This is a genomic window from Enterobacter sp. 301B, from assembly GCF_003850715.1.
GTDB classification, from domain to species: domain Bacteria; phylum Pseudomonadota; class Gammaproteobacteria; order Enterobacterales; family Enterobacteriaceae; genus Enterobacter; species Enterobacter intestinihominis.
Window position 1 is genome coordinate 101,062 of the sequence record NZ_PQTC01000005.1, and the last position, 21,811, is coordinate 122,872.

Annotated in this window: 21 protein-coding genes; 13 read left to right on the top strand and 8 right to left on the bottom strand. The window is 53.4% G+C overall.

Going from position 1 to position 21,811, the window contains the following annotated elements; all coding sequences use genetic code 11:
• Positions 1-31: 31 nt before the first annotated feature.
• From C3451_RS07410 to C3451_RS07430, 5 genes are all read left to right on the top strand, one after another.
• Entirely contained in the window at positions 32-580 is a 549-nt protein-coding gene (locus tag C3451_RS07410) for a fimbrial protein (RefSeq protein ID WP_124304277.1), read from the top strand.
• Between the two features lie 108 nt (positions 581-688).
• The gene (locus tag C3451_RS07415) at positions 689-1,387 is read left to right on the top strand and encodes a fimbria/pilus periplasmic chaperone (protein WP_045623312.1); all 699 of its coding nucleotides are present in this window, start codon (positions 689-691) and stop codon (positions 1,385-1,387) included.
• Between the two features lie 19 nt (positions 1,388-1,406).
• Positions 1,407-3,890 (top strand): fimbria/pilus outer membrane usher protein, encoded by a 2,484-nt coding sequence (locus C3451_RS07420; protein WP_124304278.1) that lies wholly within the window; start codon positions 1,407-1,409, stop codon positions 3,888-3,890.
• 26 nt (positions 3,891-3,916) lie between these two features.
• A complete protein-coding gene (locus C3451_RS07425) occupies positions 3,917-4,453 on the top strand; it encodes a helix-turn-helix transcriptional regulator (protein ID WP_045623314.1) in 537 nt (178 codons plus the stop codon).
• A 90-nt stretch (positions 4,454-4,543) separates the two neighbouring features.
• Entirely contained in the window at positions 4,544-5,647 is a 1,104-nt protein-coding gene (locus tag C3451_RS07430; RefSeq protein ID WP_124304279.1) for a fimbrial protein, read from the top strand.
• Between the two features lie 90 nt (positions 5,648-5,737).
• On the opposite strand, the gene C3451_RS07435 is transcribed toward C3451_RS07430, so the two are convergent.
• From C3451_RS07435 to brnQ, 4 genes are all read right to left on the bottom strand, one after another.
• A complete protein-coding gene (locus tag C3451_RS07435) occupies positions 5,738-6,082 on the bottom strand; it encodes a hypothetical protein (protein WP_045623316.1) in 345 nt (114 codons plus the stop codon).
• 324 nt (positions 6,083-6,406) lie between these two features.
• Positions 6,407-6,772 (bottom strand): hypothetical protein, encoded by a 366-nt coding sequence (locus C3451_RS24305; protein WP_124304280.1) that lies wholly within the window; start codon positions 6,770-6,772, stop codon positions 6,407-6,409.
• Between the two features lie 745 nt (positions 6,773-7,517).
• Positions 7,518-7,940 (bottom strand): DUF2000 domain-containing protein, encoded by a 423-nt coding sequence (locus C3451_RS07445; RefSeq protein WP_063139120.1) that lies wholly within the window; start codon positions 7,938-7,940, stop codon positions 7,518-7,520.
• Between the two features lie 41 nt (positions 7,941-7,981).
• Positions 7,982-9,286, bottom strand: a complete 1,305-nt coding sequence (gene brnQ / locus C3451_RS07450; protein WP_063139121.1) for a branched-chain amino acid transport system II carrier protein — start codon at positions 9,284-9,286, stop codon at positions 7,982-7,984.
• A gap of 696 nt (positions 9,287-9,982) precedes the next feature.
• On the opposite strand from brnQ, the gene C3451_RS07455 reads away from it, so the two are divergent.
• Positions 9,983-10,435 carry an SgcJ/EcaC family oxidoreductase gene (locus C3451_RS07455; protein ID WP_045623213.1) on the top strand — a complete coding sequence of 151 codons (453 nt, stop codon included), beginning with the start codon at positions 9,983-9,985 and terminating at the stop codon, positions 10,433-10,435.
• Between the two features lie 40 nt (positions 10,436-10,475).
• Here C3451_RS07455 and betA read toward each other — a convergent pair whose 3' ends face one another.
• Genes betA through betI form a run of 3 tightly spaced genes read right to left on the bottom strand, consistent with a single transcriptional unit; the run spans position 10,476 to position 14,227 of the window.
• Positions 10,476-12,140: a choline dehydrogenase gene (gene betA / locus C3451_RS07460; RefSeq protein WP_017694353.1), complete on the bottom strand. Its 1,665-nt coding sequence runs from the start codon at positions 12,138-12,140 to the stop codon at positions 10,476-10,478.
• 13 nt (positions 12,141-12,153) lie between these two features.
• Positions 12,154-13,626 (bottom strand): betaine-aldehyde dehydrogenase, encoded by a 1,473-nt coding sequence (gene betB / locus C3451_RS07465; protein WP_045623215.1) that lies wholly within the window; start codon positions 13,624-13,626, stop codon positions 12,154-12,156.
• A gap of 13 nt (positions 13,627-13,639) precedes the next feature.
• A complete protein-coding gene (gene betI / locus C3451_RS07470) occupies positions 13,640-14,227 on the bottom strand; it encodes a transcriptional regulator BetI (RefSeq protein ID WP_003858827.1) in 588 nt (195 codons plus the stop codon).
• 128 nt (positions 14,228-14,355) lie between these two features.
• Here betI and betT point away from each other — a divergent pair, with 128 nt between their 5' ends.
• The 7 genes from betT (at position 14,356) to C3451_RS07505 (ending at position 20,814) form a co-directional block, all read left to right on the top strand.
• Positions 14,356-16,389: a choline BCCT transporter BetT gene (gene betT, locus C3451_RS07475; protein WP_063139122.1), complete on the top strand. Its 2,034-nt coding sequence runs from the start codon at positions 14,356-14,358 to the stop codon at positions 16,387-16,389.
• Between the two features lie 138 nt (positions 16,390-16,527).
• Complete coding sequence (locus C3451_RS07480) at positions 16,528-16,914, top strand: type II toxin-antitoxin system RelE/ParE family toxin (protein ID WP_032610190.1); 387 nt, start codon at positions 16,528-16,530, stop codon at positions 16,912-16,914.
• A 2-nt stretch (positions 16,915-16,916) separates the two neighbouring features.
• Positions 16,917-17,201, top strand: coding sequence for a NadS family protein (gene nadS / locus C3451_RS07485; RefSeq protein WP_003858821.1), 285 nt, complete (start codon positions 16,917-16,919; stop codon positions 17,199-17,201).
• Positions 17,202-17,412: 211 nt separating this feature from the next.
• Positions 17,413-18,324 carry a metal ABC transporter substrate-binding protein gene (locus C3451_RS07490; RefSeq protein WP_063153497.1) on the top strand — a complete coding sequence of 304 codons (912 nt, stop codon included), beginning with the start codon at positions 17,413-17,415 and terminating at the stop codon, positions 18,322-18,324.
• A 2-nt stretch (positions 18,325-18,326) separates the two neighbouring features.
• A complete protein-coding gene (gene sitB / locus C3451_RS07495; RefSeq protein WP_023299548.1) occupies positions 18,327-19,133 on the top strand; it encodes an iron/manganese ABC transporter ATP-binding protein SitB in 807 nt (268 codons plus the stop codon).
• Positions 19,130-19,978, top strand: coding sequence for an iron/manganese ABC transporter permease subunit SitC (gene sitC / locus C3451_RS07500; protein ID WP_063139124.1), 849 nt, complete (start codon positions 19,130-19,132; stop codon positions 19,976-19,978). Before sitB ends, sitC begins: the two co-directional genes overlap by 4 nt.
• Positions 19,975-20,814 (top strand): metal ABC transporter permease, encoded by an 840-nt coding sequence (locus C3451_RS07505; protein ID WP_063139125.1) that lies wholly within the window; start codon positions 19,975-19,977, stop codon positions 20,812-20,814. Before sitC ends, C3451_RS07505 begins: the two co-directional genes overlap by 4 nt.
• Here the strand turns inward: C3451_RS07505 and entD are convergent.
• Positions 20,750-21,439 (bottom strand): enterobactin synthase subunit EntD, encoded by a 690-nt coding sequence (entD, locus tag C3451_RS07510; RefSeq protein WP_063139126.1) that lies wholly within the window; start codon positions 21,437-21,439, stop codon positions 20,750-20,752. The two genes, C3451_RS07505 and entD, sit on opposite strands and share 65 nt — an antisense overlap.
• Between the last annotated feature and the right edge of the window lie 372 nt (positions 21,440-21,811).

The following is a 21,811-nucleotide window of genomic DNA, read 5'->3' on the forward strand; positions in this document are numbered from 1 at the left end:
TGTTAAAATTTTTTAGATGAGATATATACATATGTCTGAATATATTAAGGTATTTCTGGCGTTATGCTCTTTTGTTTTCACTGGTACGCTCGCCCATGCGGCCAGTTCAGGTACGATCACCTTTACCGGTTCGGTGAACAGTGAAACCTGTGCGGCGGTGGTAAATAATGGTAATGCCGATGCGACAGTAACATTACCCGCCGTACCGACATCAGCATTAAGTGCGGCAGGAGCGACAGCGGGGGCAACCACATTTACGATTAATTTAACGGGCTGTGATGCAGCAAATACCAAAACCCGCGCATACTTTGAAGCAGGGGGACAGGTTAACAGCACCGGACGTTTAAATAACTCGAATACTGCCGGGGCGACAAATGTTGAACTGGAGCTCCTTGATGTGGATGACAACAGCTCCGTTATTATTGCCGGTGACTATGCTTCACAGTCTACCTCCGGAACCAAAGTCGATGCCTCGTCCGGTACTGGTACGCTGAATTATGCAGTCCGTTATTATGCTACCGGTGCGGCGACATCCGGTGCAGTAGCCAGCTCAGTGACGTACAGTATTATTTATCTCTAATCTTTTTGCTCGATACGGATATAACAATAATTAAACAGGGAGAGTGTTCTTCTTGAGGTCTGTCGTCGGCCTGAGGAATCAGGCCGTTTTTTTCCAAAATGGAGCAGTATGAAATTTAAAATTTTCTGTACGTTTATATCACTCTGTTTTTTTAGCCATCTCACTGTGGCCGCTGTCTCGCTTTCCGGAACGCGAGTAATTTATCCGCAGGGTAAAAAAGAGATTTCGCTGGAGATTAAAAATCACGGTCCCCAACCGGTATTGACTCAAAACTGGATTGATGACGGAAATATTCATGCGTCACCCGATATACTGAATATACCTTTTGTCATTACGCCACCCATTGCCAGAATTAATCCTGAACAGGGGCAAACGTTGCGCATTTCTATTCTGGAGAACATGCTGCCGCGGGATAAGGAATCTGTTTTTTGGGTAAACGTGCTGGAAATTCCTGCCGTCAATAAAACGGCGGAAAATAAACTTCAGATGGCTTTCCGTACGCGCATTAAATTACTTTATCGGCCGGAAGGACTCGCAGGGCAACCGGAGTCAGCAGCGCAGCAACTCACCTGGAGACGAATATCCTCCACACAGCTTGAAGCGGTAAATAATACCCCATGGAACGTATCCCTTGCCGGGGTAGTTTCCGGCCGCTGGAAGGCTATGGGGGATTTAGTGCCCGCTTACGGTAAAAAAAATTTCACGGTTAAACGCGGATCTTCTCTGTCATCTAATGGCGACATAACCTGGACGTACATCAACGATTATGGAGCTGAACGTTCCGCAAGAGGTCGCTTGAATAATTAATTCACAGGACTGGAATGCTATGAAAAAGGGATTATCGGTATGGCCTGCGCTTTCAACCGTGGCTTATGGGGTTTTCTCTGCACTGTTTTACGCTTTCGGAGTTCATGCTGATGATGACATACAGTTTGACAGTAATTTTTTGCGCATCTCCCATCCTGAAAACGTTGATCTCTCGGCTTATATGAATAATGCGATGCCTGCCGGCAGATACCGGGCCGATATCTATCTGAACGATAAGCTTGTCATGATCGATGATATTCGCATCAGCGGAAAAGATGCCCGCTCTCAGCGCATTTTGCTATCGCAGGCGACCGTCACAGGATTGCAGTTAAAAAAAAGCAGGCTGTGCGCCAGTAATGCCGGGCAGTGGTGCGATCTCCAGGCCGTCCTGCCAGAAAGCCAGCTGAAATTTAACGGAGGCAGACAGCGCCTTGACGTCAGTATCCCCCAGGCCATGTTGCAGCATGTCGCACGCGGCAGCGTGAGCCCGGTGCTCTGGGATGCTGGGATCCCCGCGCTGCTGCTGGGGTATAACGTGAATGGCTATCGCAGCGAAAATAGCAGTGGGGAATATAACAACCTCTACGCGGCGCTGAACGGCGGGCTGAATATCGGAGCTTGGTATTTTCGACATAACGGGACGTTAAGCTGGCAGCAGCAGAATGGTACGCAGCAGAAAAAATATACGGTGCTTAACAGCTACGTTCAGCATCCGCTGGCGGGTATTGAAGGGAACCTGATTCTGGGGGAGTCAAACACCTCCGGACAGTTATTTGACTCCGTGTCATTTACCGGCGCATCGGTAGCCAGTGATGACCGGATGTTGCCCGCTTCGCGTCGGGGCTATGCGCCGGAGATCCGCGGGGTCGCGCAAACCAACGCGAAAGTGACGATCCGTCAGAACGGAAAAGTCATTTATGAAACAACAGTATCGCCCGGGGCATTTGTTATCAACGATCTCTATCCGAGCGGGTATGGCGGCGATCTGAACGTTACGGTGCTGGAGGCTGACGGCTCGCAGCATTTTTTTGACGTCCCCTATGCATCGGTTGCACAGCTGCTCCGCCCGGGAACAAGCCGTTACAGCGCGACGGCGGGCAGGCTGAGGGGAGACTATCTCAGCGAGCGCCCGGCATTTAGTGAAGTGACGTATCAGCGGGGGCTGACAAATAGCGTCACCGGTTCTGGGGGCATTCAAGCCACGTCATTTTATCAGGCTATGCAGGCAGGCCTTGCTGTGGGAACACCTGTCGGAGCAGTGTCTCTCGATACCACATGGTCGCAAACCCGGCTAAGAGAAAAAACACTCCGGGGAGAAAGCATCAGGCTGAGCTACAGCAAATATATTCCCGCAAGCCGGACGCAGTTTTCACTGGCCACCTGGCGATACTCAACGGGGAATTATCTTTCTCTGATGGATGCCACCCTACTACATCAGCAGCGGCCTGATGAGATAACAGACGGTCAAACCGGTAGAACCCGTAACCGGGTGACGCTGACCCTCAACCAGGGGCTGCCTGACAAGTGGGGACAGCTTTATGTGACGGGCATTCTTCAGGACTACTGGGGGCGGAAAGGCTATGACCAGCAGTATCAGGCGGGCTATACCCTGACAACGGGCAGGGTGAACTGGAGCCTGGGTGTCAACCGAAGCCGCTCGGCGGGGGGAGAATTTCAGAATATCTGGACGTTGAGTTTTAACATGCCTTTGGGTAGCGCCAGCACACCGCTGCTTACCGGGCAGGTGTCGCGAGACGGGCAAAGACATTTCAGCGAGCAGGTTGCGCTTTCCGGCAGCGCCGGCGAGCGACAGCAGTTCAGCTGGAATGCCGGGGCGTCACATCAGTATCAGTCGGGGGATTCCGGGCAAATAGGCGGGAGCTGGACCGGAGCAGTTTCTACCCTTACAGCAAACTATGCTCAGGGGAAAGCATGGAAGAGTGGCTCAGTGGGAGTGAGCGGCACGGCCGTCGCGCATTCCGGCGGGGTCACTTTCTCACCCTGGACAGGCAACACCTTTGCGCTGGTTGAGGCGAAGGGTGCGGAAGGTGCTGAAATTCCCGGCTATGCCGGAACGCGCGTGGATGGATCGGGCTATGCGTTGGTACCAAACCTGATGCCCTATCAGAAAAATGCCGTATCGATAGATACCACCTCGGTAGAGGATGATCTCGATCTCGACAGCACCAGCAAGCAAGTGATCCCATACGCTGGCGCCGTAGTGAAAGTGAAATATCGCGCCACTGAGGGTGTACCGGTACTGATAAAAGTACGCAGGAGTAACGGTGAGGGTGTGCCATTTTCTGCTCGTGCGACAGATGCCAGCAATAATATCGTGGGGTATGTGGGGCAGGGGGGCCGCCTGTATGCCCGTCTGGCGCAGCAAAGTGGGATACTGGAACTACGCTGGGCTGAAGGCGAAGGGTCACGCTGCAAAATGAAGTATTCACTTCCGTCCACAGCGGGAAAAAAATTGCTCATCTTCGATTCAATTTGTAATTAATACGACGTAAAAACGTCAGGAAGCTAATGAAAGTTTTAGTCTGTGTATTTACTGATAATGAGTTTTTATTTTCAGCAATGGTGGAATTGCTCTCCTCCCATCCGCTTTTAGCGGAAAAATATGGACTACGCAAAATCCGTTCAGATGAAATTGTAGCGTGGATGCGTACGGCAGATGATCGGAATATGATTATGGCCGGGCCGGATATGGAGCCTCTGGTCAGAGCTTTTTGCCTTGATAAACAGTTGGATTATTTGACGACCAGATTCAATGCCAGTGAAATCCAGGATTTTTTGGTGCACGGGATAAGCCCTCATCATGAGAGAAATACGAATCTTGTTCGGGCAAGAAAAACCATGAGGCTTTCAAAACAGGAATTAAGAGTACTGTCATGGTTTATGCTCGGGTTAACGCCTCATAGTATGTCCAGATATTATGGTTTATCGATTAAAACAATCAGTACCTATAAGAGACGCCTGATGGAAAAGCTTTGCATTACATCCGATGCCGAGCTTTTTAAGGTGGGGATCACCTATCAAACGTATCGTAATCATTTTGGCTAAATGAAAAAGAGGGCGGGCCTTCAGTGATAAGCGTAACGACGTAGGAGCAGTTTAGATATGCATTATTGTATAAAGCAAAGAGGTGGTGATATGTACAGGCTTGTATTAACTGTTTTGCTTTTGTATCCATTCTCAACCTTTGCCACATGCGTGTTAAATACGAGTGATACAAGCATGTTGCAACAGGAGCAAACAGTTCAAATTCCATTGAATCATCAGATGATATCGGTTGGGCAGGATATGCCTGTGGGTTCCGTAATATACAGTCAAACTTATCGATCAGGGTTAAGTAATTATAAAGTATCCTGTGCCAGTAGTGGTGGTTATTTTCGAGTCAGTCGACAAATAGTTTATACGCCTATGCCTGTTTCAGGATATTCTGGAGGGGCATATACAAAAGTATACGAGACGGGTATTCCTGGAGTAGGTGTTAGTATATGGAATGGTGGTATGAATATGTGGCCCAATGAGTCGATAACATGTACCGGGCTTGATGGGATTAATTGTACGATAAGTGACCCTTATAGCGTTAACGCCTTCGACATAACATTTATAAAAACGGGCGATATCACCCCAGGACTCCTCGATGCTTCGAGTTTGCCGACGGTTTCGATAAGTCTTGGAAAGCAAACAGAGAATTATGTAAAAATTGCAACTTACTCATTTATCGGCAGCATTCAGGTTAGTACTTCAACCTGCACGACACCCGATTATACCGTCCCATTGGGGAACTGGTCACAAACAAGATTTAAGAGTAAAGGATCTGCCAGCGCGTGGGTGACCGCCAGTATTGTTTTAACAAACTGTACCAGGGCCATTGGAAATACAACGACTGGAAATGTCTGGTCGGAAAATGCCTCAGTCATAGCCGTAGGAACCATACAACCTAACCCCTGGACTGTTTCTTTTTCCTCCGTCAGCGGCGTTATTGATGCTGATAACGGCATCATCGCTACGGACACGTCAGCAACAGATGCTGCACAAGGGGTAGGGATACAGCTCAGCCAGGGTCTACCTGACAGCGCAGGAACTAACCTTATAAAAATCAGTGATAGTGCAATAACCGGAACGTTACCTACAACGGGAGAAACGTCATATGTCATTCCATTATCGGCGCGTATTATTCAGACCGAAGATTCTGTTGTGGCAGGTAACATAACGGGAAAGGTGGTTTACACTTTAAATTATCTGTAGTGTTCTGATATTTCCTGCCCTTTAGCCCCCTCATTTGCGATGTGGGCTGTCGCGGATGGGGGGCATTACAGCGTTTTAAACACAACCGTACTACTGAACGCGTTTGTAGCGATCTCCGTTGTACATAAGATGATCGTCAAAAATGATGAAGTTATCCCCATTATTCGCCCACAGGAAGTTTTCCTTATCCAGCATGGCATTGATTTTTTTCGTGTTGTAATGGACGCCCGTTTCTTTATCCCATATGAGATCGGTTATTTTTACCGCATAGAAATGACGTTGCCCTGATTTCATGTCTGCTATAGAAATTTTAACCGGGATCTTTGAATTTGTTTCCTCAATCCAATTTCCAACAAAAGCCTTTCCATTTTCCGGTTTACAGCCCGTCAGTGAAGTGATGAATAGTAACGCAATAGCATATGATGCCAGACGCATTGTCGATGCCTCTTAATCTATTTTAATAATGAAATGTTTCTGCTGACGTATTTTAGAGGAGGTGAACAGGGAGGGCAATTTGTGATCTGATGGCTTTGTTTCTTTTTTATAACGAGCATTTTCAGATAAAAATAGCCATTTTGTTATTATTGTCACTATTCCATGCTGGTATATGTGGTTTGAAGAGAGAGATGCAAGGAGAGGACGGGGATTATTCTGTCGGTAATGACTGAGTTTTTTTGACTAAATATCATCGAATGACAGAGCGGTGTTCTGCCGGGGCAGTAAAGGCCTCCGATTATAGAGGCTCTTGGAATCTCATTCTCAGCGTTTACATGCGTTTCTCCGTTTCTTACCGTAAGGGCAGGTTTTGAAAATACAGCGGACGGAGGATGTACAAAATGAATTTTCAGGTTCTTTATCGCCAGGGCAGCTGGACATGTTGTGCATGACTCGCCAGAGCGTCGGGCTATACTTGTCAATTTGTATTATATTAATCTTCCGTAATTTTTCTGATATAACAATTCCGTTTTTGTTAACCTTAATGTTATCACCGGGTTTGATAAGATATTCTCCATTATACCAGAGCAGGTATTTATGGTTATATTGCGTAATTATCTTGGTGAAAAACGTTCCAGTAATAGGGCTGACAATAGTGCCTAATGAAATCCATAATTTTGTTGTTTCCACTCATCTACCTTTTTTTACAAAGAATATACTCCCTTAAAACAGTCTATCGTTCTCTGTGATAAGTACATAATAGATATTGCCTATATATAGAATAAGCACGGGTAAGCATCTAAAAGATGTTATGTCAAATACTTACACAATGCTTTACTTTAAAATGGTTAATAATACTAATATTTACGATTGAGACAGGTCGGAAGTAAATTTTACATTCTGCGCAAAAAAAAATCACCCTTAGTTTTAAGTTAAGTAAGTATTGTCTGGTTCCTCCCTTTTTATTTAATGCTCTTCCCACAGGGATAATACCTCCTCAACGTTTCTTACCCCATCACGGAAATAATTGATGTGGTGTTTTTCGATAAAAAATATTTCAAGTGAGAGAGCTAAAACGAGAAATACAATAAAAAATATGAAAAGGTTTTTGATCATGGCTTACGTCTAATTGCTTCATGTAAAAAAATAAATATATTCAATAGGTTATTTTTGTTAAAAGTAAGTTAATAACCAGCGCGCTGATAAGGATGAGTCCCATACCTGTCTATCGCCTAAATAAATAATATCAACATTTTGTTGTAAATTAAACTAATGGTGTGGTTGTTGTGATCCAGCGCACCTTCTTGTGACGCGACGTGTCTGGCAGCTGTTTGCTCTGGAAAAGGCTTTTGAGTGGAAAAACAAGAACGAGAAGCGCCAGGCGGTATGCCTGGCATGAGACAACGTGCGCGGCTCAAATATTTTTTTTGCGGGGTTATACCATTTTAAAGACGGAGAATTTTTTCGTGACGGGCAACATTCGTTCGGTATCCCCGTAAAGCGCAATGGCTATAAACTCCAGAGACTCCAGAGAGGTTTCTTTCGTCGCCTGAATCTGGGCTTCAGACGACGCGCCAAGCATCGTCGTGCTGAAGTAGTTAAACGTTATATCCGCGCCCTGACATTTTAGCAGCGCTGTTTTGAGCTGATTGCTGTTTTTTGCCTGAAGGATGACAACCGGATAATGGCTAAGATAGGCCTGTAAACCGCTTTCTTCATTCGAATAGTCATGAAAGAGCGCGTCATCCGCTTTACGCATGATCCCAGCTGCGAGGTGGGCGGTGGCATTCAAAAGTAAAGCCGGCTCCATCATACGGTTAACAACGATATAGAGTTTTTTTTGATTGTCTTCAAACATCGCGATTCCTCAATGGCAACTTACTCACCCCGCATAGCCTGCTAGCGAGATTCTCGTTTATACCGGACATGGTCAATAATGGACATGACGAAAACTATGCTGGCGGCGGGAAGCAGCCAGGCCAGCCCCTGATTATGCAGCGGCATGCTGGCGGTGAGCGAGGCCAGCCACCGTGGACCGCCTGAAGAGTTGAGCGCCTCTGCCAGACCGAACAGGAAGGTAACGAACGCGGCGGGGATAATGACCAGGGTCGTGGAATGGAATTTTTCACGAAAGAAAAATGTCAGGATGAGCACCACGAATACCGGGTAAATTGCCGTCAGGACCGGCACTGACAGATTAATCAGTTGGGTAAGCCCAATATTGGAGATCAGCATTGAGACGATGGCAAAAAACCAGATGCAGGTGCGATAGCTGAAGCGGGTGTGATCGCTAAACCAGGAGCCGCAGGCCGATGTCAGACCGATCGCGGTGACCAGGCAGGCAAGGGTCATCAGCACGCCCAGAAAAATATCTCCGGCAGCCCCGTAGCTAAAATGCACATAGGCGCTGATGACCTGTGCTCCGTTCGTTGCGCCCTCAATCAGCCCGCTGCTGCTTAGCCCCAGACGGAACAAGCCGGCATAAACGACGACCAGCCCCACACCCGCAATCAGACCGGAGTATAGCGCGTAGCGGGTGATAAGACGTGGGGAGGTCACGCCCCTGGACTGAATTGCCCTGACAATCACCAGCCCAAAGACCAGAGCCGCCAGCGTATCCATCGTCAGATAACCGTTAGTGATCCCCTGAGAAAAGGGGGAGGTTGCGTACAGTCCCTGGGGTGGCATTGGCGCTCCTGCCGGGATGAGCACGGCCGTGACCGTCAGGACCAGCAGGGCAATGATTTTCAAGGGTGATAAAAATTTCCCTACGGTATCGAGAAGACGTCCGGGATAGAGGGACACCAGAATCACCAGGCTAAAAAAGATTAAGCTCCACAGGGGCAACCCGCTTTTATTCACATGATAATGCTGCAATGCCAGTTCGTAAGAGACGGTGGCGGTACGTGGAATAGCAAAGATCGGACCGATACAAAGATAACAGGCAAGAGTCAATGCCATACCGCAGATGCGCCCGGTGGGACGGGTGATGGCCGACAGCGAACCGCCCGCTTTCGCCATGGCAATGGCGGTAATCACCGGCAATCCGACGCCCGTCAACAGAAAACCCATTGCCGCAAACCAGACGGATGTGCCTGCCTGTAGCCCGATCAACGGCGGAAAGATGATATTACCCGCCCCGACAAACAGAGCAAAGTTGAGAAAGCCCAGAATAAAAATGTCTCTGACGCGAAAAGTAGTCATGTTGTTGTCTTCATCAGTTCTTTGCCGTAAAGCGCCAGGAACGAGAGTGCGGTTAAGTATAAAGCACATTCTGAAACAGTCCGGACCGGGGCGAACGTGAGGCTCAGTGGTGCTCGTGATGGTGATCCCCATGATGATTATGCCAGCCGTGGGCATGCGAAGGTTCATGGTGCCATGGGCGATGGTCCGGATGATGATGATCGGAAGAATGATGATCTCTAATGACGCATCCGCTGAGCATGAGGCTCAGGGCAATTAGGGCAACGTTAAGGGATAACTGTCTGTTCAGCATACTGCTGTCCTCTCGGTGAAGATTTACGATCGGGAGGCAATGATATCCACTAAACAAAAAGTTGTATTTTCAACTTTTATTTGTTTTTGAAATTAACCGTAACAAAATGATTCAAAAAACGCATATTTGTATGAAAAAAAAGGGATTTCTCAAGAGAGGTCTGAGGGATTATGCTTGCACACCTGTGCGTTTTCAGCGAAGCAGTAAATTCTTATGTAAATAAAGTTTTCATTGTAACTTATTGTATATTAGCATTTTTGTTGGGTGTGTTTTACTTGTTTGTATATCATTTCACCTTGTTTATCTTTATGTAAAAAGCGTAATGATAAGTAATTGATATTGTCACGTAGTGGAATAAAAAGGATAGTGCGCCCTCAGGAAAAACCACATAAGGAAAATGGTCAATGAAAACGTTAATCTCTCTTACTGCCCTCCTCGGACTAGCCTCTGCTTCTGCCTTTGCTGCCACTGCACCAGAGTGCGTAAAAGCTGACAATCAGCAGATTGAAGCGCTCTTCGATAAATGGAATGCATCGCTTCAGACAGGCGATGCCCATAAAGTGGCGGATAATTACCTGAGCGATGCGGTATTGCTGCCGACAATATCAAACCAGGTCAGGCTGACGGATAAGGAGCGTGTGGATTACTTCGAGGATTTTCTGAAGAAGAAGCCGTTCGGTAAAATTGACAGCCGCACCATTCGTCTCGGCTGTAATAAAGCCATTGATACCGGGACATACACTTTTACTTTCGCGGATAAAACATCCGTAACCGCACGCTATACCTTTACCTACGCATGGGACGGAAAAGCGTGGAAAATCTCATCGCACCACTCTTCTGCGATGCCAGAAGGGTAAACCCTGCACCCCTCTCCTGGTTGGGGAGAGGGGTAACGTCTTAACGGCGAACCGGCGCCCCATCCGCCACATAATACGCCGCCGTGCTCTTCGCCAGCGGCTCGCGCCCGCGAATGGCGTCGGCAATCTTCTCACCAATCATGATGGTGGTGGCGTTCAGGTTGCCAGTGATAATCTGCGGCATAATCGACGCATCTACCACGCGTAACCCTTCCAGCCCGTGAACCCGGCCTTCGCCATCGACCACCGCCATTTCGTCGTAGCCCATCTTGCAGGTGCCGCACGGATGGAAGGCGGTTTCGGCGTGGTTACGCACGAACTCGTCCAGCTGTTCGTCGGTCTGGCATTCGACGCCCGGGCTGATTTCGCGCCCACGGTATTTGTCCAGCGCGGGCTGGTGCATGATCTCACGGGTGATGCGGATCGCGTCGCGGAACTCCTGCCAGTCCTGCTCGTGGGACATATAGTTGAACAGGATCGCCGGATGCTGATGCGGGTCGCGGGACTTAATCCGTACGTGCCCGCGGCTCGGCGAGCGCATGGAGCCTACGTGGCACTGGAAGCCGTGTTCTTTCACCGCGTTCGAGCCGTTATAGTTAATCGCTACCGGCAGGAAGTGATACTGAATGTTCGGCCACTCGAACTCCTCGCGGCTGCGGATAAACCCGCCCGCTTCGAAGTGGTTGCTCGCACCCACGCCGGTGCCGCCAAACAGCCACTCCGCGCCAATCTTCGGCTGGTTCCACCACTGCAGGGCAGGGTAGAGGGAAACGGGCTCTTTGCATTCATACTGAAGGTACATCTCCAGGTGATCCTGCAAGTTTTCCCCCACGCCGGGTAAATCATGTACCAGCGGGATATCAAACTGCTTCAGCAGTTCAGCGTTGCCCACGCCGGAGCGCTGGAGGATCTGCGGTGACGCAATAGCGCCCGCGCACAGCAGTACCTCTTTCTTCGCTGTCGCTTTTGACGGAATGGTGCTTTCGCCTTCCAGCCACTCGACGCCCACCGCGCGCTTGCCGTCAAAGATAATGTGATCGGTCATGGCGTGGGTGCGGATGGTCAGATTCGGGCGCGGTTTGGCCTGATCCAGATAGCCGCGCGCGGTGCTGGCGCGTCGGCCCTGCGGCGTGACCGTGCGATCCATCGGGCCAAAGCCTTCCTGCTGATAGCCGTTGAGATCGTCGGTGCGCGGGTAGCCCGCCTGCACGCCTGCCTCCACCATCGCTTCAAACAGCGGGTTCACGCCCGGCTTAGAGGTGGTGACGCTCACCGGACCGTCACCGCCGTGGTAGTCGTTCGGCCCCACGTCGCGGGTCTCTGCCTTGCGGTAGTAGGGCAGGCAGTTGAGATAGCTCCAGTGCTCCAGACCCGGTTCTTTCGCCCAGTTGTCCAGATCCATTGCGTTGCCGCGCACGTAGCACATGCCGTTGATCAGCGACGAGCCGCCCAGCCCTTTTCCGCGTCCGCACTCCATGCGGCGGTTGTTCATGAAAGGCTCTGGCTCGGTTTCATACGCCCAGTTGTAGCGCTTGCCCTGCAACGGGAAGGCCAGCGCGGCAGGCATCTGGGTGCGGAAGTCAAAGCGGTAGTCCGGCCCGCCCGCCTCAAGCAGCAGGACGGTGGTGTTCGGATCTTCAGTCAGTCGTGTTGCCAGAACGTTGCCGGCAGAGCCGGCCCCGATAATGATGTAGTCAAATTGCAAATAAACCTCCCGGTTAAAATATGGACTGGAATTTACCCATCTCAACCTGGATGGACTTCACCTGGGTGTAACTCTGAAGCGTCATGACGCCGTTCTCGCGGCCAATGCCGGAGTGTTTGTAGCCGCCCACCGGCATCTCTGCGGCGGATTCGCCCCAGGTGTTGATCCAGCAGATGCCCGCTTCGAGCTGATGAATAGCGCCGTGGGCGCGGTTCAGATCGGCGGTGACAATGCCCGCCGCCAGACCGTAGTCGGTGTCATTGGCGCGACGAATGGCCTCTTCGTCAGTGTCATAGGAAAGAATGGACATCACCGGGCCGAAGATCTCTTCGCGCACGATGGTCATTTCGTCGGTGCAGTCGGTGAACACGGTCGGGGCAACCCACGCGCCGTTATCAAAGCCGTCACCCTTCATCACGTCACCGGCGCACAGCACGCGCGCACCTTCCTCTTTGCCTTTGGCGATGTAGCGCATCACGCTGTCGCGGTGCGGGAAGCTGACCATCGGGCCGAAGTTAGTGTTTTCATCGAACAGGTCGCCCGCGCGGATGCGGCCCACGCGCTCAACGATTTTTTGCTCAAACGCGGCTTTGAACTTCGCGGGCACGAACACGCGGGTGCCGTTGGTGCACACCTGACCGGAGCTGAAGAAGTTGGCCATCATGGCGATATCTGCCGCGAGATCCAGATCCGCATCGTCAAACACTATCAGCGGGGATTTACCGCCCAGCTCCATCGTTACCTCTTTCAGGGACGAGGCCGCCGAGTTCGCCATCACCTTTTTGCCGCTGGCGACGCCGCCGGTAAAGGAGACTTTGGCGATGCCCGGATGCTCGGTCAGGTACTGGCCGGTTTCCGCGCCCACACCCGGCAGAACGTTAAACACGCCGTCCGGCACGCCCGCTTCGGTGTAGATTTCCGCCAGTTTCAGGGCGGTAAGCGGCGTTACTTCGCTCGGCTTGAAGATCATCGCGTTGCCCGCCGCCAGCGCCGGGGCGGATTTCCACAGGGCGATCTGGATCGGATAGTTCCACGCGCCGATGCCCGCCACCACGCCCAGCGGCTCGCGGCGGGTGTAGACGAAGGAGGTCTCGCGCAGCGGGATCTGGCTGCCTTCCAGTGCCGGGATCAGCCCCGCGTAGTACTCCAGCACGTCCGCGCCGGTGACGATGTCGACGGTCGAGGTTTCAGAAAACGCTTTACCGGTGTCGAGGGTTTCCAGCTTTGCCAGCTCGTCGTTGCGCTCGCGCAGGATATCGACGGCGCGACGCAGGATGCGCGAGCGCTCCATGGCGGTCATCGCCGCCCAGATTTTTTGCCCGCGCTTTGCGCTCTCTACGGCGCGGTCCACGTCTTCGCGCCCGGCGGCCTGCACGGTTGCCAGAACTTCACCGTTGGCCGGGTTGATGGTCTCGAAGGTGCGACCGCTGGTGGCCGATGTGTAACCACCATTGATATAAAGCTGCTGTTCTGCCATTCGGGACATAAATTCTCCTCGGTTAATCGGTCGGTAAATGCTGGCTGATAAAGTGGCTGGTGAGCGACTGGGCCAGGGTTTTATCCAGCGGTTTGCCGCTGAGCGCGGCGCGCAGCCACAGCCCGTCAATCAGTGCGGCGAGCCCGTAGCCAGCCTCTTCAGCCTGTTCACGCGGCAGTTCGCGGCGGAATTCGTATACCAGATTTGAGAGCAACCGGCGGCTGCTGACCTGCTGCAAACGATAGAGCATCGGCTGATGCATGCTGCTGGCCCAGAAGGCCAGCCAGGCCTTCATCGCCGCGCCGCTGACCTGGGTTTCATCAAAATTGCCGCCGACAATCGCCTGCAAACGCTGCTCTGCACTGCCGTCCGGCAGGGCGCGTAAACGGCTTAATACCGCATCGCGTAACTGACCGGTGATGTCGCGCATGGTTGCTTCCAGCAGACCGTTTTTATCTTTGAAATAGTGGCTGATGATCCCCGTGGACACGCCCGCCCGACGGGCGATTTGCGCGATGGTTGCGTCATGCATTCCCACTTCATTAATTGCTTCCAGCGTGGCATCGATGAGCTGCCTGCGCCGGATCGGCTGCATCCCCACTTTGGGCATTTTTGCCACTCCATTCATCAGCGTTGGTAATCTATTAAAGCGGTTTTTGATTGGACGTTCAATATAAAATGTGTCTTAATTGTTGCGATTTTGGATTTTAATAGTTACAAAAACAGTGGGGATACTGGATGACAGACCTTTCACAAGACAGAGAAAAAGACAAAATCAACCCGGTCGTTTTTTTTACATCCGCCGGGCTGATTTTGTTGTTTTCCCTGACGACCATCTTCTTTCGTGATTTTTCTGCCGAGTGGATTGGGCGCACCCTGAACTGGGTGTCGAAGACCTTCGGCTGGTACTACCTCCTGGCGGCGACGCTCTATATCGTGTTCGTCGTCTGCATTGCCTGCTCGCGCTTCGGTTCGGTGAAGCTTGGGCCGGAGCAGTCCAAGCCCGAGTTCAGCCTGCTGAGTTGGGCCGCGATGCTGTTTGCCGCGGGCATTGGCATCGACCTGATGTTCTTCTCCGTGGCGGAACCGGTCACGCAATATATGCAGCCGCCGGAAGGGGCAGGGCAGACGATGGAGGCCGCGCGTCAGGCGATGGTCTGGACGCTGTTCCACTACGGCCTGACGGGCTGGTCAATGTATGCCCTGATGGGCATGGCGCTCGGATACTTTAGCTATCGTTATAATTTGCCCCTTACCATCCGCTCCGCGCTGTACCCGATTTTCGGGAAAAAGATCAACGGTCCGATTGGCCACAGCGTCGATATCGCGGCGGTGATCGGCACCATCTTCGGCATCGCCACCACGCTCGGGATTGGCGTAGTGCAGCTTAACTACGGGCTGAGCGTGCTGTTTGACATCCCGGATTCGATGGCGGCGAAGGCGGCGCTAATTGCACTGTCGGTGATCATCGCTACCATCTCGGTGACCTCCGGCGTGGATAAAGGTATTCGCGTGCTCTCCGAGCTGAACGTCGCGCTGGCGCTGGGGCTGATCCTGTTCGTGCTGTTTATGGGCGACACCTCGTTCCTGCTCAACGCCCTAGTGCTCAACGTAGGTGATTACGTGAACCGCTTTATGGGCATGACGCTGAACAGCTTCGCCTTTGACCGCCCGGTGGAGTGGATGAACAACTGGACGCTCTTCTTCTGGGCGTGGTGGGTGGCCTGGTCGCCGTTTGTCGGCCTGTTCCTGGCGCGAATTTCGCGTGGGCGCACCATCCGTCAGTTCGTGATGGGCACGCTGATCATCCCGTTCACCTTTACCCTGCTGTGGCTGTCGATTTTCGGCAACAGCGCGCTGCACGAGATTATTCACGGTAACGCGACCTTTGCTCAGGAAGCGATGGTACACCCGGAGCGCGGCTTCTACAGCCTGCTGGCGCAGTATCCGGCGTTTACCTTTAGCGCCTCCGTGGCGACCATTACCGGCCTGCTGTTCTACGTCACCTCGGCGGATTCCGGCGCGCTGGTGCTGGGTAACTTCACCTCGAAGCTGAAGGATATTAACAGCGACGCCCCGAACTGGCTGCGCATCTTCTGGTCCGTCGCCATCGGCCTGCTGACGCTCGGCATGCTGATGACCAACGGGATCTCGGCGCTGCAGAACACCACGGTGATCATGGGGCTGCCGTTCAGCTTCGTCATCTTCTTCGTGATGGCCGGGCTGTATAAATCGCTCAAGGTGGAAGATTACCGCCGCGAAAGCGCCAGCCGCGACACCGCGCCGCGTCCGATGGGCGCCCAGGACCGTCTGAGCTGGAAGAAACGCCTGTCGCGCCTGATGAATTATCCCGGCACGCGCTATACCAGCCAGATGATGGAGACGGTCTGCTTCCCGGCGATGGAGGAAGTAGCCCAGGAGCTGCGCCTGCGCGGTGCCTACGTCGAGCTGAAAAACCTGCCGCCGGAAGAGGGCGAGACCCTTGGGCACCTGGATCTGCTGGTGCACATGGGCGACGAGCAGAACTTTGTCTATCAGATCTGGCCGCAGCAGTATTCCGTGCCCGGGTTTACCTACCGCGCGCGCAGCGGCAAATCGACCTACTACCGGCTGGAGACCTTCCTGCTGGAAGGCAGCCAGGGGAATGATTTGATGGACTACAGCAAGGAGCAGGTGATTACGGACATTCTGGACCAGTATGAACGACACCTGAACTTTATCCATCTCCACAGGGAAGCGCCGGGGAATAGCGTGATGTTCCCGGATGTCTAAACGGATTCTTAAAATACCTTCAGACTGTATATAAATACAGTTATTTGGCGCAGCATTACTCAAGGAAGAGTAACCATGCAGCAAGAGCCTGATGCTGAAGCATTCGGGCTTTTGCTGCGTTTAGGGAAGGAACTATGGATGAGTCATGCGATAGAGTTTATCGAAACATCACTCTTTACCCGACAGATTAAAAGCATTGCTACGGATGATGAATTAAAGGATCTGCAAAAGGAACTTATTGCCTGGCCTGATAAAGGTGACCTGATCCAGCAGACGGGGGGTTTACGTAAAATAAGGATGGCGGCAGGCTCAAAGGGAAAGAGAGGGGGGATCAGAGTGATTTACTTTCTTGCCACAGAGGAGGTGATCTATTTCATTATGGCCTATCCAAAATGCATAAAGGACAGCCTGACAGAGACAGAGAAAGCAGAACTTAAAAAGCTGACTTCCATTCTGAAAAATACTGCTTCCAGTGCCGTAAATTTGAGGTGTACTATGTACCCTAATCAGGCAGGTGGAGGCTGATAATGAGTATTTTTAATGAATTAAAATCTTCGCTTGAAGAGGCCGTTGAGATCCATAACGGAAGAAAAGCCGCTTCCCGGGTAACCCGCTATGAAGTTGCTGATGTGCGCGCCATCAGAGAGCAGCTCAATATCACGCAAAGCGAAATGGCGAAGGCGCTTGGCACGAGCGTCGATACGATAAAGAGCTGGGAGTCTAAACGTCGCAACCCAACCGGGCTGGCGGCGAAGGTACTTAATGTGATTCGGGAGAATCCTGCATTTTATAAGGCACTTGCCGGGCAGTGAGTCGCCCTTATGCCGGGTGGCGCTGCGCTTACCCGGCCTACAAAACTCCAAAACTGCTTTACCGTAGGCCTGATAAGCGAAGCGCCATCAGGCTCTCCCTCCGTTGACATAACTTTAATGATAACTATTTTCATTTAAATATAGCCTGTGCTATACCTTATAGCACGGGCTAATTTTGCTTTTAATTTAATCACCTCAGGAGACTTCTGCGATGCATCCACGGCAAGGATTGAAGCGTCTGTTGCTCGGCGCGCTGCTTATGACCGCGACCACAACCGGCGCGCTGGCGGCTGAAAAGTTCCAGGTCATCACCACTTTTACCGTTATCGCTGATATGGCGAAAAACGTAGCGGGGGATGCCGCAGAGGTCACCTCCATCACCAAACCGGGCGCGGAAATTCACGAATACCAGCCCACCCCGGGCGATATCAAACGCGCGCAGAAGGCGCAGCTGATCCTGGCGAACGGCATGAATCTGGAGCTGTGGTTCCAGCGCTTTTATCAGCATCTGAACGGCGTGCCGGAGGTGATTGTTACCAAAGGCATCACCCCGATGGGCATCAGCGAAGGGCCCTATAACGGCAAGCCCAACCCGCACGCGTGGATGTCGCCGGACAACGCCCTGATTTACGTCGATAACATCCGCGACACGCTGGTGAAGTACGATCCGGCCAACGCGCAGACCTATCAGCGTAACGCCGACGCCTACAAGCAGAAGATCACCGCCACTCTCGAACCGCTGCGCAAGCAGGTCACGGCGATCCCGGAAGACAAGCGATGGATGGTGACCAGCGAAGGGGCGTTCTCCTATCTGGCGCGGGATTTGGGCCTGAAAGAGCTGTACCTGTGGCCGATCAACGCCGATCAGCAGGGCACGCCGCAGCAGGTACGCAAGGTTATCGATCTGGTGAAAAAACATCACATTCCGGCGGTGTTCAGCGAAAGCACCGTCTCGGATAAGCCCGCCCGTCAGGTGGCGCGTGAAACCGGCGCCCATTACGGCGGCGTGCTGTACGTCGACTCTCTGAGCGCAGAAAACGGCCCGGTGCCGACCTATATCGATCTGCTGAACGTCACCACCCGCACGCTGGTGCAGGGCATCCGCGACGGGATGAAGGAGTAACCATGCAGAAGGGGATTGTTGTAACCGACGTGACCGTGACCTACCGCAACGGCCACACGGCGCTGCGCGACGCGTCGTTCAGCGTGCCGGGCGGATCGATTGCCGCCCTGGTGGGGGTGAACGGTTCCGGCAAGTCCACGCTGTTTAAGGCGGTGATGGGCTTTGTGCGGGCGGCGAGCGGCACTATCTCCATTCTTGGGCTTCCGCCTCACCGGGCGCTGCGCCTGAACCTGGTCGCCTACGTGCCGCAGTCGGAAGAGGTCGACTGGTCATTTCCGGTGCTGGTCGAGGACGTGGTGATGATGGGCCGCTACGGGCATATGGGGTTTCTGCGTCGGCCTAAAGAGCGCGACAGGCAGATTGTAACCGACGCCCTGAAGCGCGTGGATATGCTTGAGCTGCGTCATCGGCAGATTGGCGAGCTCTCCGGCGGCCAAAAGAAGCGCGTGTTTCTGGCGCGGGCGATTGCCCAGCAGGGCGAGGTGATCCTGCTCGACGAGCCGTTTACCGGCGTGGACGTCAAAACCGAAGCCAGGATCATCAGCCTGCTGCGGGAGCTGCGCGACGAGGGTAAAACGATGCTGGTTTCGACCCACAATCTGGGCTCGGTCACGGAATTCTGCGATTACACGGTGATGGTCAAAGGCACCGTGCTGGCGAGCGGCCCGACGGATATCACCTTTACCGCCGAGAATCTTGAGCGCGCCTTCAGCGGCGTGCTGCGCCACGTGGTGCTCAGCGGCTCGGAAGATCGCATTATTACCGACGACGAACGCCCCTTCGTCACGCACCGACAGGAGGCCAAATGAACGCGCTTCTCGAACCCTTCGGCTACGAGTACATGCTCAACGCGATGTGGGTCTCGGCGATGGTGGGCGGGCTGTGCGCGTTTCTCTCCTGCTATCTGATGCTCAAAGGCTGGTCGCTGATCGGCGATGCGCTGTCGCACTCCATCGTGCCGGGCGTAGCGGGCGCTTACATGCTCGGACTGCCGTTCTCGCTGGGGGCGTTTTTATCGGGCGGGCTGGCGGCGGGCAGCATGCTGTTTCTCAACCAGCGCAGCCGCCTGAAGGAGGACGCCATCATCGGGCTGATCTTCTCCTCCTTTTTCGGGCTGGGGCTGTTTATGGTCTCACTCAACCCGACCTCGGTGAACATTCAGACCATCGTCCTCGGCAATATTCTCGCCATCGCCCCGGAAGATATCGTCCAGCTGGCGATTATCGGCGTGGTGTCGATAGTTATCCTGCTGTTCAAATGGAAAGATCTGATGGTGACCTTTTTTGATGAGAACCACGCCCGCACCATCGGCCTGCGCCCGGAACGTCTGAAAATTCTCTTCTTTACGCTACTGGCGGTCTCTACCGTGGCGGCGCTGCAAACCGTCGGCGCATTTCTGGTGATCTGTCTGGTGGTTACGCCCGGTGCGACCGCCTGGCTGCTGACCGATCGCTTCCCGCGCCTGTTGATGATTGCCGTCGCCATTGGCAGCATCACCAGCTTCCTCGGTGCGTGGGCCAGCTATTACCTGGACGGCGCCACCGGCGGCATTATCGTGGTCGCCCAGACGCTGCTGTTCCTGCTGGCGTTCGTCTTTGCGCCGAAGCACGGGCTGCTTGCCAGCCGCCGTCGGGCGCGGGAGGCACATCCATGATGACGCTGATCCTCGAACCGTTCCATTTTGCGTTTATGAACAACGCGCTGCTGATTTCACTCCTGGTGGCCGTGCCCTGCGCGCTGCTGTCGGTTTTTCTGGTGCTGAAAGGCTGGGCGCTGATGGGCGACGCCATGAGCCACGCGGTGTTTCCCGGCGTCGTGCTGGCCTGGATGATGGGCCTGCCGCTGGCGCTGGGCGCATTCGTGGCTGGTCTGTTCTGCGCGGTCGCCACCGGATACCTGAAGGATAACAGCCGAATCAAGCAAGATACGGTTATGGGGATCGTCTTTTCCGGCATGTTCGGCGCCGGGCTGATCCTCTATATCGCCGTCAAACCTGAGGTGCATCTCGACCACATTCTGTTCGGCGATATGCTGGGCATTAACGGGATGGACATTCTGCAAAGCGGTCTCGTCGCGGGGTTGATTGCGCTGGTGATTGGCCTGAAGTGGCGCGATTTTCTGCTGTTCTGCTTTGACTATCAGCAGGCGCAGGCGAGCGGCCTGCGCACCCGCTGGCTGCACTACGGCTTACTGTGCATGGTTTCGCTGACCATCGTGGCGACGCTGAAAGCGGTGGGTATAATTCTGTCGATTTCGCTGCTGATTGCCCCCGGCGCGGTGGCGGTGCTGATCACCCGACGCTTTCACATGGCGCTGCTGGTGGCGGTCGCCGTTTCAGCGCTGGTGTCGGTAAGCGGCGTGTATGCCTCGTTTTATCTCGACAGCGCGCCCGCGCCGACCATTGTGGTCCTGTTCGCGTTGGTGTTTATCGTGACGTTTGTGTTGACCAGCGTGAAGGCACGTCGGCAGGAGCGTGTGACAGCAGGGTGATGACCTGTTCGCCGTGCTGCTGCCAGTGAAGGGTGAAGGCAGTGCCTTCCTCAAAGCCTGCAAGTTGACGGGTCAATGCCAGCGTAAGCGTCCTGTCGTCGAGCAGGGTAATGCGGGCGCTGTCAAAACCCATCCAGGCCTGCACCTGCGGAAAGAGGGCCTTGAACATGCTCTCTTTGGCGCTGAACGCCAGCGTGAGAGCAAGGGCGAACGGGTATCCCGAGCGGGAAAGCACAGGTTCTTCCTGCGTATCAATAATGCCGTCTTTGATTTCCCAGGCTTCGTTTTCGGAAAGGATCGTTTCACAATCGATGCCGATAAGCGCAGGGTATTGCGTGACGACGGCCATCGCCTGCGTGCCGCTGTGGGTGATGCTGCCGGAAATACCTTGCGGCCAGAGCGGTTCGCCGCTGGGGCCGATGCCGGGGATTACGCGCTCGTTTAGCGCATGCGCCGCGGCGATGCGGCCTGCCAGGTGGTCGGATTTGCGCTTGCGTCCGGCGTCAGACAGCTGTGCGTGATGGGGGAGCCAGAGGAGATCGGCGTCGGTGAAGGTGGTGGGGTCGAAAGTGATGCGGTGAAGGGTGTGGCCGGCGAGAGAAAATGTGCTGTGGGTTGTGTGCATGGTTTTCCCTTCAGTATTGTGCGGCCTGATGCCCTCACCCCGGCCCTCTCCCAAAGGGCTGAGGGTTCCCCACAAATTAATGCGAGCACTGAGCAATCCCCTCGCCCCTCCGGGGAGAGGGTTAGGGTGAGGGGAATATACGGCGGTGGTGGTCATTCCGTTCACTTTATGTTCCTTGCTACTCTGTAACGACATGACCGGTGAACGTGCCAGGGTGGCTCAGTCGCCACCACCCTGGCGACCCGGGCTCCCGGCGGTAAATCGCCGCTTCGCGGTGCCCTCGGCTTATTCCTTCCGGCTTATCGGGTACGGGCGGAGGCAACGTCCCTGTAAAGCCGCCCTCTCGGCGCATCCCTGCGCCTCGCCCCGGCC

What these genes read in the sequence shown, in the direction of transcription:
- C3451_RS07430 (WP_124304279.1), top strand. Translation starts at nt 4,544, where the DNA reads ATGTACAGGCTTGTATTAACTGTTTTGCTTTTGTATCCATTCTCAACC.
- sitB (WP_023299548.1), top strand. Translation starts at nt 18,327, where the DNA reads ATGCAGAAGGGGATTGTTGTAACCGACGTGACCGTGACCTACCGCAAC.
- nadS (WP_003858821.1), top strand. Translation starts at nt 16,917, where the DNA reads ATGAGTATTTTTAATGAATTAAAATCTTCGCTTGAAGAGGCCGTTGAG.
- C3451_RS07455 (WP_045623213.1), top strand. Translation starts at nt 9,983, where the DNA reads ATGAAAACGTTAATCTCTCTTACTGCCCTCCTCGGACTAGCCTCTGCT.
- entD (WP_063139126.1), bottom strand. Translation starts at nt 21,439, where the DNA reads ATGCACACAACCCACAGCACATTTTCTCTCGCCGGCCACACCCTTCAC.
- C3451_RS07480 (WP_032610190.1), top strand. Translation starts at nt 16,528, where the DNA reads ATGAGTCATGCGATAGAGTTTATCGAAACATCACTCTTTACCCGACAG.
- C3451_RS07425 (WP_045623314.1), top strand. Translation starts at nt 3,917, where the DNA reads ATGAAAGTTTTAGTCTGTGTATTTACTGATAATGAGTTTTTATTTTCA.
- betT (WP_063139122.1), top strand. Translation starts at nt 14,356, where the DNA reads ATGACAGACCTTTCACAAGACAGAGAAAAAGACAAAATCAACCCGGTC.
- C3451_RS07415 (WP_045623312.1), top strand. Translation starts at nt 689, where the DNA reads ATGAAATTTAAAATTTTCTGTACGTTTATATCACTCTGTTTTTTTAGC.
- C3451_RS07445 (WP_063139120.1), bottom strand. Translation starts at nt 7,940, where the DNA reads ATGTTTGAAGACAATCAAAAAAAACTCTATATCGTTGTTAACCGTATG.
- C3451_RS07410 (WP_124304277.1), top strand. Translation starts at nt 32, where the DNA reads ATGTCTGAATATATTAAGGTATTTCTGGCGTTATGCTCTTTTGTTTTC.
- sitC (WP_063139124.1), top strand. Translation starts at nt 19,130, where the DNA reads ATGAACGCGCTTCTCGAACCCTTCGGCTACGAGTACATGCTCAACGCG.
- betI (WP_003858827.1), bottom strand. Translation starts at nt 14,227, where the DNA reads ATGCCCAAAGTGGGGATGCAGCCGATCCGGCGCAGGCAGCTCATCGAT.
- C3451_RS07490 (WP_063153497.1), top strand. Translation starts at nt 17,413, where the DNA reads ATGCATCCACGGCAAGGATTGAAGCGTCTGTTGCTCGGCGCGCTGCTT.
- brnQ (WP_063139121.1), bottom strand. Translation starts at nt 9,286, where the DNA reads ATGACTACTTTTCGCGTCAGAGACATTTTTATTCTGGGCTTTCTCAAC.
- betB (WP_045623215.1), bottom strand. Translation starts at nt 13,626, where the DNA reads ATGTCCCGAATGGCAGAACAGCAGCTTTATATCAATGGTGGTTACACA.
- C3451_RS07420 (WP_124304278.1), top strand. Translation starts at nt 1,407, where the DNA reads ATGAAAAAGGGATTATCGGTATGGCCTGCGCTTTCAACCGTGGCTTAT.
- C3451_RS07435 (WP_045623316.1), bottom strand. Translation starts at nt 6,082, where the DNA reads ATGCGTCTGGCATCATATGCTATTGCGTTACTATTCATCACTTCACTG.
- C3451_RS07505 (WP_063139125.1), top strand. Translation starts at nt 19,975, where the DNA reads ATGATGACGCTGATCCTCGAACCGTTCCATTTTGCGTTTATGAACAAC.